We start from the raw sequence: 19,084 nt of genomic DNA, 5'->3' as shown, positions 1-19,084 counted from the left end.
ATTATTTATCCACCACAAAACACAGTTTTATCGAATAGAAATCTGCGCTAATCTGTGTAATCTGTGGTGAAACGTCGGTATTATGGAAGAACTCAGAACTAACGACTACCTCAAAGGGATTGTATCCAACCTTCCCGAAAGTCCCGGTATTTACCAATATCTGAATACCGAAGGGACTATTATATATGTAGGAAAGGCAAAGAATCTGAAGCGAAGAGTGTCTTCCTACTTCAACCGGGAGCACGAACCGGGAAAGACGAGGGTGCTGGTCAGCAAGATTGCAGATATCCGATATATCGTGGTGAATACGGAAGAAGACGCGCTATTGCTGGAAAACAATCTTATCAAGAAATACAAGCCTCGCTACAACGTACTGTTGAAAGACGACAAGACGTATCCCAGCATCTGCGTGCAGAACGAATACTTTCCACGCGTATTCAGAACCCGGAAGATAATCCGTAACGGTTCCTCCTATTATGGCCCTTACAGCCATATACCTTCCATGTACGCATTACTCGACCTCATCAAGCATCTGTACCCTTTGCGTACATGCCACCTGAACCTCTCTCCGGAAAACATACGTGCCGGAAAGTTCAATGTTTGCCTGGAATACCACATCAAGAACTGTGCAGGACCTTGCATCGGGAAGCAAAGCCAGGAAGAGTATCTGAAAAACATCGCTGAAATCAAGGAAATACTCAAAGGGAATACCCAGGAGATAGAACGGATGCTTTTCCAGCAAATGCAGGAACTGGCAGCCGAAATGAAGTTTGAAGAAGCACAGAAGATAAAGAAGAAATACCTGCTGCTGGAAAACTACCGGGCGAAATCGGAAGTGGTAAGCAACGTGCTGCACAATATCGACGTGTTCTCCATCGAAGAAGACAGCGATGAAAAGTCCGCTTTCGTCAACTACCTGCACATTACGAACGGTGCCATCAACCAGGCTTTCACCTTTGAATACAAGAAACGATTGAATGAGAGCAAAGAAGAACTGCTCTCTCTCGGCATCATCGAAATGCGGGAAAGATACAAGAGCCTTTCTCGTGAAATCATCGTGCCTTTTGAGCTGGATATGGAGCTGAAAGATGTCGTCTTTACCATCCCGCAACGGGGAGACAAAAAGAAACTGCTGGAACTCTCCATCCTCAATGTGAAGCAGTACAAAGCCGACCGCCTGAAGCAAGCCGAAAAGCTGAATCCGGAGCAACGGACCGTGCGCCTGCTGAAAGAAATACAGCAAGAGCTGCACCTGGACCGCCTGCCCATGCAGATAGAATGTTTCGACAACTCCAACATCCAGGGTTCCGACCCCGTGGCCGGGTGCGTGGTCTTCGTCAAGGGGAAACCTTCCAAGAAGGATTACCGCAAGTACAATATCAAGACCGTAGAGGGACCGGATGACTATGCCTCCATGAAAGAGGTCGTAAAACGGCGCTATCAGCGCGCTATAGAAGAGAAAGCACCCCTGCCCGACCTTCTTATCACCGACGGCGGAAAAGGGCAAATGAGCGCCGTAAAAGAGGCGATAGACGAGCTTGGCCTGAACATCCCCATCGCCGGACTTGCCAAAGATGGCAAACACCGCACTTCCGAGCTATTGTATGGCTACCCTCCCCAGACCATCGGATTGAAACAGAACACCCCCCTCTTCCGACTGCTGACGCAGATTCAAGATGAAGTGCACCGCTTCGCCATTACCTTCCACCGCGACAAGCGCAGCAAACGGCAGATTGCCTCTGCACTGGACGAGATAAAAGGCATCGGCGAAAAGACGAAAAGCGCATTGCTCAAGGAGTTCAAAAGCGTGAAGCGTATCCGCGAAGCATCTGCCGAGGAGCTTGCCGCCGTGGTGGGAGAAGCGAAAGCCAAAATCATCCAGACCTATTTCTCAGAGAAATAATAACTGATAAATCCGTCTGTAAAGCCATGCACACAACGAATTAATTCGTAACTTTGTTCCCTCAAAAAGACAAGAATAACATGAGAGTAGTGATACAACGTGCCGGACACGCTTCCGTCACCATCAACGGAACCTGCAAAGCCTCCATTGGAAAGGGCCTCATGATACTCGTAGGCATCGAAGAATCCGATGGAAAAGAAGATATCGACTGGCTTTGCAAGAAGATAGTCAACCTGCGCATTTTCGATGACGAAAACGGCGTAATGAACAAATCCATTCTTGAAGCAGACGGCGAGATACTGGTTATCAGCCAGTTCACCCTCCACGCCTCCACCAAGAAAGGCAACCGTCCCTCCTACATACGGGCAGCACGGCCGGAAATATCCGTCCCGCTGTACGAACAATTCTGCCGGGAACTGAGTTTAGCATTAGGTAAAGAAATAGGTACCGGCGAATTTGGTGCCGATATGAAAGTAGAACTGATGAACGATGGTCCCGTGACCATCTGTATAGATACAAAAAACAAGGAATAATGACGTTAGAAGAAGCACAGAAACAAGTGGATTCCTGGATAAAGGAATACGGAGTGCGCTATTTCAGCGAACTCACCAATATGGCGATACTGACCGAAGAAGTGGGCGAACTCGCCCGCGTCATGGCACGCAAGTATGGCGACCAATCCTTCAAGAAAGGAGAAAAAGACAATCTCGACGATGAGATGGCAGATGTTCTTTGGGTACTTCTCTGCCTTGCGAACCAGACCGGAGTGAACCTGACAGACGCCTTCTGCCGCAACTTCGAGAAGAAAACCAGACGTGACCAGACAAGACATATCAATAATCCTAAATTGAAAAACCATGGAGAAGAATGAGCCTACCCAGAGTAAGTATGACGCCGCCCTGGCAAAGTACAACACCCAACTGGATGATGCAGAAATAGCTGCACAAGCTGCCAGAATCATTGCAGAGAAAGTACCGGCAAACAATACACCGGAGGTAAAGAAATTCCTGTTCAACTGCATTGACCTTACCACCCTGAAGAGTGAAGACAGCGATGAAAGCGTCATGAAATTCACCCAGAAAGTGAATAAATTCGACGAAGAGTTCCCCGACCTGAAGAATGTGGCAGCCATCTGTGTATACCCCAATTTTGCAGAAGTCGTAAAAGACACGCTGGAAGTGGAAGATGTAAAAATAGCTTGTGTATCAGCAGGTTTCCCCTCCTCCCAGACTTTCATTGAAGTGAAAGTGGCAGAAACTGCCATGGCACTGATGGAAGGCGCCGATGAAATAGACATCGTTATTTCGGTGGGCAAGTTCCTGGCGGGAGACTATGAAGGCATGTGCGAGGAGATACAAGAACTCAAAGCAACCTGCAAAGAGCACCACATGAAGGTAATCCTCGAAACCGGAGCTTTGAAGACGGCTTCGAACATCAAAAAAGCATCCATCCTTTCCATGTATTCGGGTGCCGATTTCATCAAGACTTCCACCGGCAAGCAGCAGCCTGCCGCCACGCCGGAGGCCGCCCTGGTTATGTGCCAGGCCATCAAGGAATATCACGAGCTGACGGGTATCAAGGTAGGCTTTAAGCCCGCAGGAGGAATCAACTGCGTGAACGATGCACTGATTTATTACACCATCGTCAAGGAAGTGCTCGGCGAAGAATGGCTGAACAACGAACTGTTCCGCTTGGGAACCAGTCGTCTTGCCAACCTGCTGCTTTCGGAAATCAAGGGCGAGGAAATGAAATTCTTTTAAGAGGAAGCTGCATTTACCTATAAATAAAGCCTGATGGAGTGGGTTCCATCAGGCTTTCTCATATTATCAACTGGAAACAGTCCGTCATTTTTCCCGTTCTACCACATAATCCAGATACCCGGCTAGCGCTACTTTTACCTCCGTATCGGGCAAAGAAGCCAGCAAAGAAAGAGCCTTTTCCTTATAGTCATACATCACTTGCGAAGCATACTCTATACCACCATTCTGCTTGGTAAATTCGATTAAATGGGCTATTTCGCCAGGCGTTGCCTCCCCATTCTTTATCTTTACGGCAATTTCTTCCGCTGTTTTATCCTTCACGGTATTGAGCACATGAAGCGCAGGCAGAGTCAACTTCCCCTCCACCATATCATTTCCGGTAGGTTTGCCTATTTCCTTGCTCTCGGAGTAATCGAAAATATCATCCTTTATCTGAAAACAAAGCCCGATATATTCACCGAACAGACGCGCAGATTCCGCCTTTTCATCGCTGGCCCCCACCGAGAGAGCGCCCGCCTTCGTACAAGCTGCAAAGAGCACGGCCGTCTTCTTGCGGATAACGTCGAAATAGACTTCCTCGGAGAAATGGAGATTGCTGACGTTGGAAAGCTGCAGAAGTTCACCATCTGCCAAATCCTGCCCCAGGCAGGAGACGATGTCGATAATGTCATGGTTACGGGTCATGCCCACTTGCACCAACGCTGTTGCAAGCAGATAATCGCCTGCCAGTACGGCTACTTTATTATTGAAAATGGCATTAACGGAGAGTTGTCCACGGCGTTCAGTACTTTCGTCCACTACATCATCGTGCACAAGGCTGGCATTATGAAGAAGTTCCAACGCAACCGCAGCATGCAGGGTTGCAGGACATACCTTGCCAAAAAGCTTCGCAGCCAGAAGCACCAGAATGGGGCGCATCATCTTCCCGTTCTTCTGCCGGATATGCGCAATTACGCTGTTCAGCAAAAGGTTGGAACTGGAGAGGGTACTTTCAAAAAGCTTCTTGAAGTCCTCCAATTCCTCAGAAATCGGAGATTTTATCAATGATGAGTTGTCCATGCATCGCTATTTGCCTACAAAAATAGTAATAAAACGGTTAATACGGTATTTTTTTGTACTTTTACCATGAAAAAAAGGATTAAATGTATGAATTCAATCGATAAACTGTTTTTGCTCGATGCCTATGCACTGATATATCGAGCCTATTACGCGTTCATCAAGAACCCGAGAATCAATTCAAAAGGATTCAACACTTCGGCCATTCTGGGCTTTGTAAACACCCTGGAAGAAGTGCTCAAAAAAGAGAATCCCACACACATAGGAGTAGCCTTCGACCCGTCGGGCCCCACCTTCCGCCACGAGGCCTACGAGCAATACAAGGCACAGCGCGAGGAGACACCCGAGGCCATCCGCCTTTCCGTACCTATTATAAAGGACATCATCCGCGCCTACCGCATTCCCATCCTCGAAGTATCCGGCTACGAAGCCGACGACGTGATAGGCACGCTCGCCACCGAAGCCGGACGGCAGGGCATCACCACCTATATGATGACTCCCGACAAGGACTACGGGCAACTGGTATCGGACCGCGTCTTCATGTACCGCCCCAAGCACACCGGCGGATTCGAAGTGATGGGTACCGAAGAAGTAAAAACCAAGTTCAACATACAGACCACCGAGCAGGTCATCGACATGCTGGGACTGATGGGTGATGCTTCCGACAACATCCCCGGCTGTCCGGGTGTGGGCGAGAAAACCGCACAGAAACTGATTGCCGAATTCGGCAGTATCGAAAACCTGCTGGAACATACCGACCAGCTGAAAGGCGCACTGAAAACGAAAGTGGAAACCAACCGCGAGATGATAACCTTCTCCAAATTCCTTGCCACCATCAAAACAGATGTTCCCATTCAGCTCGACATGGATTCGCTCGTCCGCGAAGAACCGAACGAAGAGGAACTCCGCAAGATTTTCGAGGAGTTGGAATTCCGCACACTCATCGATCGGGTACTCAAAAAGGGAAGCGGCAATTCGTCCTCCCCTACTCCAACCTCTCCGGTACCCGACCTCTTTGCCGGGACTCTGTTTGCCCAGCCGCAAACCTCCACTCCCGAAAACAGCGCCCCGATTCAAGGCGATTTGTTTGCAAATTTTGCGGGCGAGGGGACGGGCGTTTCTGAAAATTCAAACCTGACGCGGTTAGAAATGCTCGATGTAGACTACCAACTCATTGATACAGAAGACAAAAGAGCAGAAATTATTCAAAAGTTACTTACAAGCGAAATTCTCTCAATAGATACCGAGACTACCGGAACCGAGCCAATGGACGCCGAACTTGTAGGAATGAGCTTCAGCGATGCCGAAAACCGTGCATACTACGTACCCGTTCCCGCCGAACGAGAGGAAGTCTTAAAAATTGTAAACGAGTTCCGTCCCCTCTTCGAAAACGAGAAATCCATGAAGGTGGGACAAAATATCAAGTACGATATGATTATCCTCCAAAATTACGGCGTCCAGGTGAAAGGCAAACTTTTCGACACCATGCTTGCCCACTACGTGCTTCAACCCGAACTGCGACACAACATGGACTATCTGGCGGAAATCTACCTGCACTACCAGACCATCCACATCGATGAGCTAATTGGAGCGCGAGGCAAAAACCAAAAGAACATGCGCGACCTTCCACCCGAAGATGTCTACCGTTATGCCTGCGAGGATGCGGACGTCACCCTCAAACTGAAAAACGTGCTGGAAAAGGAACTGAAGGAGCAAGGTGCCGAACATCTGTTCTACGAAATAGAGATGCCGCTCGTCCCCGTACTTGTCAATATAGAGAGCAACGGAGTGCTGCTCGACACGGAAGCCTTGAAGCAATCGTCCCAACACTTCACCGTCCGTCTGCAGGAGATTGAGAAGGAAATCTACGAGATGGCTGGCGAGACATTCAACATCAGCTCCGCCAAGCAGGTAGGCGAAGTGCTGTTCGACAAGCTGAAAATCGTGGAGAAGGCCAAAAAGACCAAGACCGGACAATACGTCACTTCCGAAGAGGTGCTGCAGAGCTACCGCAGCAAGCACGACATCATCGGAAAGATACTGGAATACCGCGGACTGAAGAAACTACTGAGCACCTATATAGATGCCCTACCCCAGCTCATCAACCCGCGCACGGGTCGCATACACACCTCCTTCAACCAGGCGGTGACCGCTACCGGACGCCTCAGCTCCAGCAATCCCAACCTGCAGAACATCCCCATCCGCGACGAAGACGGAAAGGAAATCCGCAAGGCGTTCATCCCCGACACCGGCTGCGAGTTCTTCTCTGCCGACTACTCGCAGATAGAGCTGCGCATCATGGCACACCTCAGCGAAGATAAGAACATGATAGACGCCTTCCTCAGCGGACACGACATCCACGCCGCCACCGCTGCCAAGATATATAAAATAGATATAAACGACGTAACCGCCGACATGCGCCGCAAGGCAAAAACGGCAAACTTCGGCATCATCTACGGCATCTCCGTCTTTGGGCTTGCCGAACGCATGGGCGTTTCCCGCCAGGAAGCCAAAGAGCTGATAGACGGCTACTTTGAAACCTACCCACAAGTGAAGGAGTATATGGATAAAAGCATCCAGGTGGCACGCGAGAACGGCTATGTGGAAACCATCTTCCACCGCAAGCGCTTCCTGCCGGACATCAACTCAAGAAACGGGGTGGTACGGGGCTATGCCGAACGGAATGCCATCAACGCTCCCATCCAGGGAAGTGCCGCCGACATCATAAAAGTAGCCATGGCACACATCTATCAGCGCTTCCAAGCTTACAATCTGAAAGCAAAGATGATTTTACAAGTCCATGACGAACTAAATTTCAGCGTTCCAGAGGCTGAAAAGGAACTTGTACAGAAAATCGTAATCGAAGAGATGGAGCAGGCATATCACATGCACGTACCTCTGAAAGCCGATTGTGGGTGGGGAAACAACTGGTTGCAGGCACACTAAACCACCCAATAACTTTATTTAACTTACAATCAGAAAGCAACAGAAGCAATCCTTTCGAAATACAGTTTGCTCATCAGAATATCCGGCAACCTCACTGCCGGATATTTTTTATTCACCAATCTTGCCAAAAAGAAAGCATACCGAAGCCCTCACTACTGACATATTGATAAAATTTAATATGATATTTATATTTATGTCAATTTAATACGTACCTTTGCAGCGAAATCAATGACATATTGATAGAAAATAGAAAGTTAAACTAAAAAAGACATAAAACCATGAAAGCAAAAGTATCTTTAAAAACAGTGATTGTTTCAGCACTTCTCTTAGTTTGCGGATTAAATGCCTCAGCCGACAATAAGAGCAACCTCATTTACAATTCGGAAGAAGTAAATGGCATGAAAGTGGCAGAGACCGTATACAAGATGGACGGAAACACGCTTGCCAACTATATGAAGTACAATTATAAGTACGACGACCAGAACCGCATGACGGAAAGCGAAGCCCTGAAATGGAACAGCACCAAGAATACATGGGGCAAGGACATGTGCATCCGCTATGCATACCAAGGCAAGACGATGACTACCACATACTACAAATGGAACAACAAGAAAGGCGAATACATACTGGTTCCCGAGATGACAGTAATCATGGACAACCCTAACATGTAATTGACAAACTCTCTCTTAAAGTAAGAAATCTTATTCCTAACAACAATAACCGAAACCTTTTATAAAAGAGCCGGAATGATTCGCACATTCCGGCTCTTTTATTATATCTTGAAAAACAAATCCTTTCCGTCAGATACCAATAACCTTACACGATTAGTATCCTGGATTGTTTTCTATAATGGCACTGTTTGTATCAATCTCACTTTGGGGAAGCGGCCAAAGTTCATCCTTTCCTTTGATATACTTCATCGTGTTATACACACGGAGATTCAGTGCTTTCCCATCCCAAGAACTACCCTCTGAATATGCCGGATGCCAGTTGTCATCAAATGAAGGCTTGGCATTGGACATAAGCCCTTTTTGATTGGGAGCATAAATCTTACCTGTCATCACTGTAGAAGCCATACCCCAACGACGGAGATCAAACCAACGAAAACCTTCATTACAAAGTTCAACAGTACGTTCGTAACGTAATGCCTTTCGGAGTCCGCTCTGCGAAGTAACTACCACATCGGGCATTCCTACACGATTACGAATTATATTGATGTCCGTTCGTGCTAACTCCAGATTGCCATCAGCCATTTCAATATTGGCTTCTGCCTCTATTAGATAAACCTCTGCTAAACGCATCAAGCCGCAATTAAGATCACTGGTTTCATGGTTGGAGATTGCAGCTCTTTCCAACTCGGCTATATCCAAATATTTCCTCCAGAGATATCCAGCAGGACCTTTAGTGCCATTGGCACCGTATACGCCCTTGGTTCCCTGTGACTCCATGTTTGTCACGTCCTTGCCCGTGCTATAGTCGTGAATCTTTTTACTGGTAGTGGAAGTCTGGAATTCTAGATTGAATATGCGTGAACCAGGTCGCAAACAGAAAAGATCCAGACGAGGGTCCCGGTTTTGCCAAGGGTTCTGCCAGTCATACAGAGAAGATTCCGTAATCGATTTGCCATCCTTGCATTGAAACATATCAACAAATGTTTGTGTAGGACCAAAATAGGCGCATCCTCCCAGTGTACGTGGAGCCATGTAATATGCCTCCTTGGTTTTATTACTGGATATTACCGCATCATACTGCACGGACCAGAGCCACTCATTGCTTGCCTCACCGTCATAACCAAACAGAGCCGTCTGACCGGTTGGCTCTCCTGCCTCATGACTTTCTCCACAATACTGTGTATTGATGGATTCCAATTCAAAGCCTGCCTCCTTAGCCAAATTCAAGGCTTGTTTGGCCGAACTGGCAGCCAAGTCATACTTTTTCCAATTCAAGGCAATACGGGCACGTAACGCATACGCTGCTACCCGTCCGATGCGTGCACTGCCATAGCTTTCTGCTTTATGGCGGAGTGGAAGGTTAGCCAAACACTCGTCGCTAAGATCCGAAAGCAGATTCTCTACAATGGTCTCTCTCGGTGTACGTGGGGTCTGGCTGTCATTTATACCCGCTGTGTGGACCACATACGGCAAGTCTCCATAGTGCTGGCAAGCTTGATCATAACAGAATGCCCGTATGCACAGCAGCTCTGCCCGTATACTCTCTATATCCGTATCAGAGGCTGTGCCACGCAGATTATCCAGCGCATCGAGAAGCTGGTTGATACGTGCCACGGTCTTATACACGCAATTATAAAGCTTGTTTGCCACCGCGTTTTCAGCAGAAGCTCCGGAGGTGATTAATTCCGTATACATAGCCGTGTTGACACGTGTAGCACCAATATCGGTAATATTGTCTGTCACCTTCCACCAGGTGGTGGTGCTGGCACTATAAGCTGTCAGAGATGAGTAAACAGCGTTCAAACCGAAATTCGCCTCTTCCATACTCGAAGGATAAGAGGAAGAAGACGGTGAAGTGAGTGGTTCAAGGTCGAGTGAACAAGCACCGAGACCTAATAGAGACAGCGAAAGGAGTGCTGTATAAATATTGTTTCGTTTCATATCATTTTTTCTTTTTATGTCTTCTTGAATACAGACGGTTTCCCTATTCCGGCTAATCAGAATTTGATGTCAACGCCAAAAGTGAAGGCTTTCGTCTGGGGATAATTGTTTGCCGCACCCAGAGATACCCCATCTGTTGCTGATGCGTTATAGTTGACTTCGGGGTCATAGCCATCCCAAAAGTCAGTAAAAGTCAAGAGATTCTCAGCATTGGCATAAATGTAGGCAGACTTCAGTCCGATGGCTTTCATCCACTTGGAGGGCAGGTCGTAACCCAGCTGCAGGTTCTTCAGACGCAGGTAAGCGGCACTCTTCATCCAGAAGGATGATGTATAGGTGTTGTTACTGCTCTTATAAGAGAGGCGAGGCGTGGATGCATCATGATTCTGCTCCGTCCAATAGTCAAGGTGTTCCTTGCGGTAGGTTCCTCCCTGATAGCAAGGCATCACGTAGTAGGAATTGAGATAACCGTCGGCCTTGCCAACTCCTTGCAAGAAAGCCGAAAGACGAATTCCTTTGTATCCCACTCCTAAATTAAAGCTATAACTATAGCGTGGAACTGTACTTCCGATAATCGTCTTGTCATCTGTAGTAATTTTGTTGTCTCCGCTGACATTCCGGTATTTCAGGTCACCGGGATATACGGTTGTACCGAATTGGGGACAGTTGGCATTGATTTCGTCCGCTTCTTCTTGTGAATTGATGAAACCGTCGCATATCAATCCGTAAATGGAGTTAATGGAAGACCCCTCTTGGTTACGAATATCACCGCTTGTGCTGCTTGTGCCCCGCATGTCGGTGATGGTGTTTTTCACGTCGCTCAGCGTAAGGGCGGCATCCAGCGAAAAGTCCCTCGTCAGCTTCTTGCTGTAGCCTACGCTTAGCTCCCATCCCTGGTTTCTTACCTTGCCGGCATTCTGGAAGGGAGCACCCATACCAATGTGGTTGGGGATGTCCAGCTTCATCAGGATACCATCCGTTATCTTCCTATACCAGTCGGCAGTGATGTTGATACAGCCGAACAGTGAAAGATCTATGCCTAAGTCAGTCATGGTAGAAGTCTCCCATGTAAGGTCCCTATTGGAGAGCGAGGTAACAGCAGAGGTCGTGTAAAGATTACCTCCCATAGATATAGAGCCCGTAGAGAGTTGCTGAGTAGTGGGATAATAGGAACTTCCGATATTCTGGTTGCCCAGTTTGCCCCAAGAGGCACGTAATTTCAGATTATCCACTCTATCGCGTATAGATTCCATAAAGGGTTCCTCGCTGATGCGCCATGCTGCAGAGAATGAAGGGAACACGCCATATCGGTTACCCTCTGCAAATCTGGAAGAACCGTCGGTACGGATATTGGCCTCCACAAGGTAGCGTTCCTTGTAGTTGTAATTCAAGCGGCCAAAGAAGGAGTTGATGGCCCATTGGTACTCCCCTCCTCCATTGTTCATGTTCTCAATGTTACCGGCATCAATTTGGTCATATTGAGGGAAGTTGAATACTTGACGATAGGCAGAAAGAGTCTTTTCTGTATAGGTCTGACACTCCATACCTGCCATTACTTTGAAGTAGTGGTCATCCAGCTGTTTCTCATAGTTGGTCAGTGCCTGTGTGTTCCAGTAGAAGTAACGATAGGCCGATTCTGTAAGCGAGTTGTAGGTTTCGCCGCTCTTGAAGCTGGTAGTACCTTCCGGGTCACCATACGTGGTGACAGAATTCTTATAGTTATGGTTATTCTTGGTGATATAACGTGGAGTGGCTTGAACTGACACATTCCATCCATCGAGAATCTTATAGGTCAGAGCCATCGCCATGGTAGCACGGATAACATTGTTTTTCACAATACCGCCTTCACGCAACAACAGCACGGGGTTATTGCCCATCAGACCATTTGCCCCATTATAAAGACCAGTAGTAAATTGATTGACAATGTTCGGGGTTCGGGTGTTCATATAATTGAAGGCATGTCCTTCGTAGGGAGAACTATTTTTATTGGCATTGCTTACTTGTATGTCAAACTTCATGTCCAGACGGTCGCTAAGCTTGATGTCCATATTGTTGCGTACAGAGATTTTACGGTAAGAGGAATTGACCACTATACCCGTCTGGTCCAGATACCCTATAGAAGTAAGTGTCTTGATACGTTCTGATGAAGAAGTCAGAGTAAGCGTATGCCCATGGTTGAATCCGTTTTCTGTAAGAATCAAGTCCTGCCAGTCTGTATTAGGATAGATGTCCGGGTCAGTAGCCATGCCAGCCACATATTCCCTTATATATTCATCACTATAGGGCAGGTCGGATCCGTCGTTACCTGCTGCCACATTTTCCAATTGCATATATTCCAATGCATCCACTTTTTGAGGAAGCATCGTTGCGCCTTGGAATCCAAAATATCCTTTATAGGATATGCTGAACTTGTCTTGACTGCCACCCCGTTTGGTAGTCACCAGAATGACACCATTGGCAGCACGTGAGCCATAGATGGATGCAGATGCAGCATCTTTCAAGACGGACACTGACTCGATGATGTTAGGATCCACTTCATCTATGGTTCCTTCTACGCCATCGACCAACACCAACGGGGCGGCACTATCACCACCGAAGGTTCCGATACCACGTATACGTATATGACCGCCATTGCCGCCTGGCTCACCGCTCTGTGTAGTGACAGTTACACCTGCAGCCATGCCTTGCAGAGCCGAAGATACGTTTGATACTCGACGGCTTGCAAGCTTCTCGCTGTTAAGCGAAGAAACCGAGCCTGACAGATTAACCTTCTTGTTAGTGCTATAACCTACCACTACCACGTCGTTAAGCAATTGTGAGTCTTCATCCAGTACCACATGAATGAAGTTCTCCCCTGCAGTCTTCAGCTTGAGGGTACGGAAGCCGATGTAGGATACGATGAGTTCCGCGTCTTCGATGGTTTCAAAATTGAAGTTGCCGTCCACATCGGTAATGGTTTTCTCGGGAGAATGGGTCACTTGAATTGTAGCACCGGGAAGTGGATTATTGAACCGGTCCACCACTTTACCTTTGACGGGTTTCAGTGAAGCTGCGACTACATTCAACGAAACAAGCAGCCCACATACACACACAAAGGATTTAATCATTCTTGTTTTCATTAGTTTCTATGATGATTTTAATTTCGGCTGCAAAAGAATGGATGCTGTATTACAGACTTGTGTCACTTCTGTGATTTTGATATGACACCGGATGAGAGCCCGACATATGTAACTTGAACGTAACCCCATAGAAACGACGAAGTAATTTCACTCACCTATTTTTGCTCTCAATTCAAACAACAAATAATTGAAAGAGAAAAGCAATGAACAAAAAGAACATTTTTTACGCCGCATTGCTGCTTATGGCAATAGGGGCAGAAGCTAAAGAGATTAAAGGCAAAGTCATGGCCGACGGCAAGGGGCTGGCCAAAGTTGTAGTAACCGATGGCACCGCATTCGCTCTTACCAGTGAAGACGGAAGCTATATGATTGATGCTGATGAGAAGGCCCACTTTATCTATGTAGTGACACCTTCAGGCTATATGGCTCCTTGCAACGGGGGTACTCCCGTCTTCTATAAGACTCTGAACGAGAACAGCCACGATTTCCAGCTCCATCGCTGGGGAACAGTAGGAGGCAAATACGCCATGATGGCAGCAGCCGATACACAACCGCGCGGAGAGAACGCATTCCATCGGCTTGAAACGGAAGCTTTCCCCGACCTCAAGCAAGTGGGCTTTGAATATATGAGCCAGAATATTCCTGCTTTCGCCATCTTCTTGGGTGACATCTTATGGGATAACCTGGAAATGTTTCCCCACATCAAGCAAGAGATAGCAAAGATCCAAATTCCCATCTATCCGGTTATCGGCAACCACGACCACGACAAGGAGGTGAGCGACGATGATGCCAGTGCACATCTTTATCGGCATTTCTTTGGACCCACTTACTATGCGTTCAATGCTGGAAAAGACTATTATATCGTTTTGGACAATATCCTTTATAAAGGAAACAAGAAGTATGAAGTGGGGCTCAATGATCAGCAGCTCAATTGGGTGAAGAGCTATCTGCAGTACGTCCCCAAAGGGGCTCATCTGTTTGTTTGCATGCATGCTCCGGCATACTTCTATAACGAGAACTACAAGTTGGGACGCGTAGCCGAGTTACTCGACCTTTTCGAGGGTTATAAGGTAGATATTCTCAGTGGTCACACTCATGTACAATGCAACACACAAATCAGAAACAACATTCGTGAGTACAATATCGCCTCCATCGGAGGCGCGTGGTGGTTATGGGACGGCATCTATAGCAAAGACGGTACCCCTATTGGCTACCAAGTATTCGAATCCGGCAAGAACGGAATTGCAAATTATTTCAAGTCATTAGGACATGACCGTGACTATCAGTTCCGTTACTATCCCGTGGGTACAGTACCCGGCCATGAAGACGAACTCTGCGTCAAGGTATGGAATTGGGATAACCGCTGGAAAGTGGAATACTACGAAGACGGGAAGTTGAAAGGCGAAATGAAGCAGTATAAAGGCATGGATCCTGATTATGATTTCTTCCTGCAGCGCAAAGCTGTCACAGAGGGAAAGGATATGAAGGAACGTGGTCGCCAAGCTAACAAGAATGCTTATTTCTTTTTCTCTACAAAACCGAGCGATAAAGCAAAGAAAATAAAAATCGTGGTGACTGACGCCAACGGGAAAAGCTACGAGCAGTCTTTGGAACATTAAGTAAACAGACAGATAGTAATCGGTACCTGATTATGAGCCATTCCCTGCTCCTCGTTATTCAGCTATCGGTTATTATTCGTACCTTTACCCGAAAAAGGAATGCCACATGATACCCAAGCCCCTCATTACCTACATCGAGACAGCAATCATCCCCCGTTACAAGGAGTTTGACAAAGCACACAACCTCTCACACGTCCGCACCGTCATCGAAGAAAGCCTTGCCCTCGCCCGGCAATATCCCGAAGCGGACGAACGCCTGGCATACGTCATTGCCGCCTACCATGACACGGGACTGTGCCGCGACCGCGCCACCCACCACCTTGTCTCCGGCGAGATACTGATGGCGGACTCCACCCTGCGGCAATGGTTCTCCGACACGGAAATCCTCCTCATGAAAGAAGCCGTAGAGGACCACCGGGCCTCTACAGACCACGAACCTCGTAGCATCTACGGCAAGATTGTTGCCGAAGCGGACCGTATCATCGACCCGGACATCACCCTGCGCCGCACCGTGCAGTACGGATTGAAACAGAATCCTGCCGCCGACAAGGAGTGGCACTACCAGCGGTTCCATCAGCATCTCATGGCAAAATATGCACCTGGCGGTTATCTGAAGCTCTGGTTTCCCGAGGGGAAGAATGCGGAACAGCTGAAGAAGCTCCAAGCCATTATCGCAGACGAAGGACAGCTGCGGCAAGTTTTCAACCGAATATTCGAGGAGGAAAAGTAATAGCGGTATCAATGAAGCATATGCCCCATTTCATTTCCGACTATGGAAACGGTTTGTTTCCTATAATGGAACAGAGTGTTCTCTATAAGGAAACAAAGTGTTTCCTATAACGGAACAAATCGTTTTATCCCGTCGAAACAAGTCGTTTCATACAAGAGAAACAATCTGTTCCGACGGGGTGTAACAAAGTGTTCAGTGCTGTGAACTAATACAATAGCTCTATTTAGAAGGTCTCACAAGATAAGTATCCGCCTCCATAAGTATAAAGACTTATGGGCGTGCCAACATGAGGAAATCATAAAACTCACAGATGGACTGGCCTTCGGTCTCTGATTCGAAGACAAAGAAGAGCGGCTGCTTTCCCTTATGCAGCTTTGCCGGAATAGAGAGCGAAGCATAGAACTCCCTGCAAGTGCTGCCAGCCTTCACATTCACAAGTCCTATCTCTACACCGCCTTTTGTTGTCCAAGGGCTACCCAGCATGATGCGGATGCGCCCGTCGGTATCTTCAGCCTTCAACCTTAACTGCATCTGCAAAGACTTATCTCGCGGAACGGCATTCATATTCAAGTATTTATATCCTACAATCGACCCACTTGTGTTATTCACCACCGGAGCGAACGGGATTTTGTGGTTGTTATCGCCGGCATAGGGATTATTATCCCGGTACACAGGCCGGATGTAAGACCCCGTGTAGACATAATGGGGATAGACCTCTTTGATACCTCCGGGATTGGTGTGCCAACAAGCCAACCCGGCCGAGATGCGCTGCATAGGATTGAGCCCTTCAAGAAGGAAACCCTCAGAGTTGAATTCCCCGCGCGAAATCACGACTTTCCCACCTTTTCCTTTTTCCACCTTTACATCAATGGCCGACACCATAGCCTGGCGTGCATAGCAATCAGTACCTATCTGGCGATGATAGAACACGTACCATTGCCCTCCTATCTTGCAGATACTGCCATGCGTATTTCCACCGGGCATGGCCGAAGCTATCACATTGCCTTTTTCATCATACTCGCGCGCACGGGCATCGATGATTGTTCCGCCATAGGTCCAGGGACCCAGAGGATGCTCGCTATAAGCGTATGCCAGCGTATAGTTGCTGGCGTTCGGCAAGCCATCTTCACCCTCAGCGGTAGTACGGCTATAGATAAACACATACTTATCCTCAATCTTGCGGATGGAGGATGCCTCAAAGAAGCGGAATATACCTTCCTGCCGATAGCCTGAAATCATGTTCTCCACCACTTCGGTACCCGGCTTTACCGTGCACATGGTAGCAGGGTCCAACTCCGCGCCATGCGAAATGCCAAATCCCCAATAACCATACACACGTCCATCATCATCGACAAACACTGCGGGGTCGAATCCCAAACAACCGAAAGTCTCGCGAGGACGCTCCTTATGCCAGTTGCATACCGTAAACGGGCCATCGGGACGGTCGCTTTTGGCAATCATGGAATTGCGTCCACCACCTTGATTATTCGGAAAGAGGTAGTAAGTTTTCTTACCATCGGCATCGGTAGTTACTGTCACGTCAGGGGCAAAAAGCACGTCGTCGGTTCCATCAGCATTCAGTTTATACAGTTCGGGCGACTCATTGACTTTAAATATCACGCCGTCATATCTCCAACGGGTCAGGTCCTCTATGGGTGCCGACCACACCACTTGGTCACGTCCGCAATACATCCACTTGAGATTGTCGTGCGAACCATAAATATAGACACGGTACTTGCCGGGACAGTCAGGATCCTCAAACACATAGGGCTCACCATCAGGAATAAATTCCCAAAGCGGCAGATAAGGATTCTGTGCAGATAATGTAAAAGACAAGCTGATGAGACATGATAAAATCATCAGAATTTTTCTTACTTTGTTTTTCATAATCGCATTGATTTATAGAATGATACTTAAATTATAATTGCGACAAAACTATCAATTTATCGTTTCATCGTCATGCTTTTAATGCAAATTAACACGTTCAATACGAATTTCTAAATACCGTTCCGGCGGCTCTCCCATCTCCTCCTTTCTTCGTTGGTGTATGCAAAAATCAGCTATTTTTCAGTAAGTTTGTCCGGTTTGCACTATCTTTGCTTAAAAAAGCGAAGATAGGCTGCACCTCAGCATAAAAAATGAACGAGTTCATTTTATTCTGCATTCGGTTTGCACTATCTTTGCATCCAATTAACTGAACAATAACTAAAAAAACAAGATAACACTATGGCATTAAAAGCTGGTATCGTGGGCCTTCCCAACGTAGGAAAATCCACTCTTTTCAACTGCTTGAGCAGCGCAAAGGCACAAGCGGCAAACTTCCCGTTCTGTACAATCGACGCCCAAATGGGGCAAGTGTCCGTACCCGACGAACGACTGACGAAGCTCGCCGAGCTGGTTCACCCGGGGCGTATCGTACCTGCCGTGTGCGACATCGTCGACATTGCCGGACTGGTGAAGGGCGCCAGCAAAGGTGAAGGACTCGGCAACCAGTTCTTGGGCAACATCCGCGAGTGCGACGCCATCATTCACGTGCTGCGCTGCTTCGACAACGGCAACATCGTCCACGTGGACGGTTCGGTGAACCCCGTGCGCGACAAGGAAATCATCGACACAGAGCTGCAACTGAAGGACCTCGACACGGTGGAAAACCGCATCAAGCGTGTAGAGAAGATTGCCAAAGTGGGTGGCGACAAGGCGGCAAAGATAGAGTACGAACTCCTGCTCCGCTACAAGGATGCCCTGGAACAAGGACAAAGCGCCCGCACCGTCATCCCACAGAACGACGACGAGGAACAATGTGCCAAGCAGATGTTCCTGCTCACCACCAAACCTGTGCTCTACGTCTGCAACGTGGATGACGTCAGTGCCGCCAGCGGCAACCAGTACGTAGAGCAGGTGCGCGAAGCCATTAAGGGCGAGGATGCGGAACTCATCATCATCTCCGCCCAGACCGAAGCCGACATCGCCGAACTGGAGACATACGAAGAAAAGCAGATGTTCCTCGAAGACCTGGGACTGAAAGAGAGCGGCTGCAACCGTTTGATTAAAGCTATCTACAGCCTGCTGAACCTCGAAACCTTCATCACTGCCGGAGAGATGGAAGTAAAGGCATGGACCTATCGCAAGGGATGGAAAGCGCCGCAATGCGCCGGCGTTATCCATACGGATTTCGAGAAAGGGTTTATCCGGGCAGAGGTCATCAAGTATGAGGATTATATCAAGTATGGCAGCGAAACAGCCGTGCGCGAAGCCGGAAAGTTGGGTGTGGAAGGTAAGGAATACGTGGTGCAGGATGGGGACATCATGCACTTCAGGTTCAATGTGTAATGATATTCA

13 protein-coding genes are annotated in these 19,084 nt (G+C 47.8%); 9 read left to right on the top strand and 4 right to left on the bottom strand.

The features are described from left to right. Positions 1–82: 82 nt before the first annotated feature. From uvrC to deoC, 4 genes are all read left to right on the top strand, one after another. Positions 83–1,903, top strand: a complete 1,821-nt coding sequence (gene uvrC / locus DW896_RS12180) for an excinuclease ABC subunit UvrC (protein ID WP_117703750.1) — start codon at positions 83–85, stop codon at positions 1,901–1,903. 80 nt (positions 1,904–1,983) lie between these two features. Continuing rightward, entirely contained in the window at positions 1,984–2,436 is a 453-nt protein-coding gene (gene dtd, locus DW896_RS12175; RefSeq protein WP_005826171.1) for a D-aminoacyl-tRNA deacylase, read from the top strand. Beyond that, positions 2,436–2,774, top strand: coding sequence for a nucleotide pyrophosphohydrolase (locus tag DW896_RS12170; protein WP_009037466.1), 339 nt, complete (start codon positions 2,436–2,438; stop codon positions 2,772–2,774). The genes dtd and DW896_RS12170 overlap by 1 nt, the downstream gene beginning before the upstream one ends. Further along, a complete protein-coding gene (deoC, locus tag DW896_RS12165; protein WP_009037467.1) occupies positions 2,761–3,663 on the top strand; it encodes a deoxyribose-phosphate aldolase in 903 nt (300 codons plus the stop codon). Before DW896_RS12170 ends, deoC begins: the two co-directional genes overlap by 14 nt. Before the next feature lie 84 nt (positions 3,664–3,747). Here the strand turns inward: deoC and DW896_RS12160 are convergent, their stop codons facing one another. Continuing rightward, positions 3,748–4,722 (bottom strand): polyprenyl synthetase family protein, encoded by a 975-nt coding sequence (locus DW896_RS12160; RefSeq protein ID WP_008662178.1) that lies wholly within the window; start codon positions 4,720–4,722, stop codon positions 3,748–3,750. Between the two features lie 87 nt (positions 4,723–4,809). Between DW896_RS12160 and polA the strand changes: the two genes are divergently transcribed. Both polA and DW896_RS12150 read left to right on the top strand, forming a co-directional pair. Beyond that, the gene (polA, locus tag DW896_RS12155) at positions 4,810–7,665 is read left to right on the top strand and encodes a DNA polymerase I (RefSeq protein WP_009037468.1); all 2,856 of its coding nucleotides are present in this window, start codon (positions 4,810–4,812) and stop codon (positions 7,663–7,665) included. 278 nt (positions 7,666–7,943) lie between these two features. Continuing rightward, positions 7,944–8,336, top strand: a complete 393-nt coding sequence (locus DW896_RS12150; RefSeq protein WP_005826180.1) for a DUF3836 domain-containing protein — start codon at positions 7,944–7,946, stop codon at positions 8,334–8,336. Positions 8,337–8,489: 153 nt separating this feature from the next. Here DW896_RS12150 and DW896_RS12145 read toward each other — a convergent pair whose 3' ends face one another. Together DW896_RS12145 and DW896_RS12140 are read right to left on the bottom strand one after the other, a co-directional pair. Further along, positions 8,490–10,277 (bottom strand): RagB/SusD family nutrient uptake outer membrane protein, encoded by a 1,788-nt coding sequence (locus DW896_RS12145; RefSeq protein ID WP_005833922.1) that lies wholly within the window; start codon positions 10,275–10,277, stop codon positions 8,490–8,492. 56 nt (positions 10,278–10,333) lie between these two features. After that, positions 10,334–13,384 carry a TonB-dependent receptor gene (locus DW896_RS12140; protein WP_005833923.1) on the bottom strand — a complete coding sequence of 1,017 codons (3,051 nt, stop codon included), beginning with the start codon at positions 13,382–13,384 and terminating at the stop codon, positions 10,334–10,336. A gap of 215 nt (positions 13,385–13,599) precedes the next feature. Here DW896_RS12140 and DW896_RS12135 point away from each other — a divergent pair, with 215 nt between their 5' ends. Together DW896_RS12135 and DW896_RS12130 are read left to right on the top strand one after the other, a co-directional pair. Further along, positions 13,600–15,015 (top strand): calcineurin-like phosphoesterase family protein, encoded by a 1,416-nt coding sequence (locus DW896_RS12135; protein ID WP_005833924.1) that lies wholly within the window; start codon positions 13,600–13,602, stop codon positions 15,013–15,015. Positions 15,016–15,121: 106 nt separating this feature from the next. Beyond that, complete coding sequence (locus DW896_RS12130; RefSeq protein WP_005833925.1) at positions 15,122–15,745, top strand: HD domain-containing protein; 624 nt, start codon at positions 15,122–15,124, stop codon at positions 15,743–15,745. 270 nt (positions 15,746–16,015) lie between these two features. Here DW896_RS12130 and DW896_RS12125 read toward each other — a convergent pair whose 3' ends face one another. Continuing rightward, the gene (locus tag DW896_RS12125) at positions 16,016–17,632 is read right to left on the bottom strand and encodes a family 43 glycosylhydrolase (RefSeq protein WP_119993286.1); all 1,617 of its coding nucleotides are present in this window, start codon (positions 17,630–17,632) and stop codon (positions 16,016–16,018) included. Positions 17,633–17,971: 339 nt separating this feature from the next. On the opposite strand from DW896_RS12125, the gene ychF reads away from it, so the two are divergent. Next, the gene (gene ychF / locus DW896_RS12120) at positions 17,972–19,075 is read left to right on the top strand and encodes a redox-regulated ATPase YchF (RefSeq protein WP_005824866.1); all 1,104 of its coding nucleotides are present in this window, start codon (positions 17,972–17,974) and stop codon (positions 19,073–19,075) included. Positions 19,076–19,084: the final 9 nt, after the last annotated feature.

It is taken from the genome of Bacteroides sp. AM41-16, assembly GCF_003603495.1.
Classification (GTDB): Bacteria; Bacteroidota; Bacteroidia; order Bacteroidales; family Bacteroidaceae; genus Bacteroides; species Bacteroides uniformis.
This window is presented reverse-complemented; position numbering and strand designations above follow the sequence as displayed.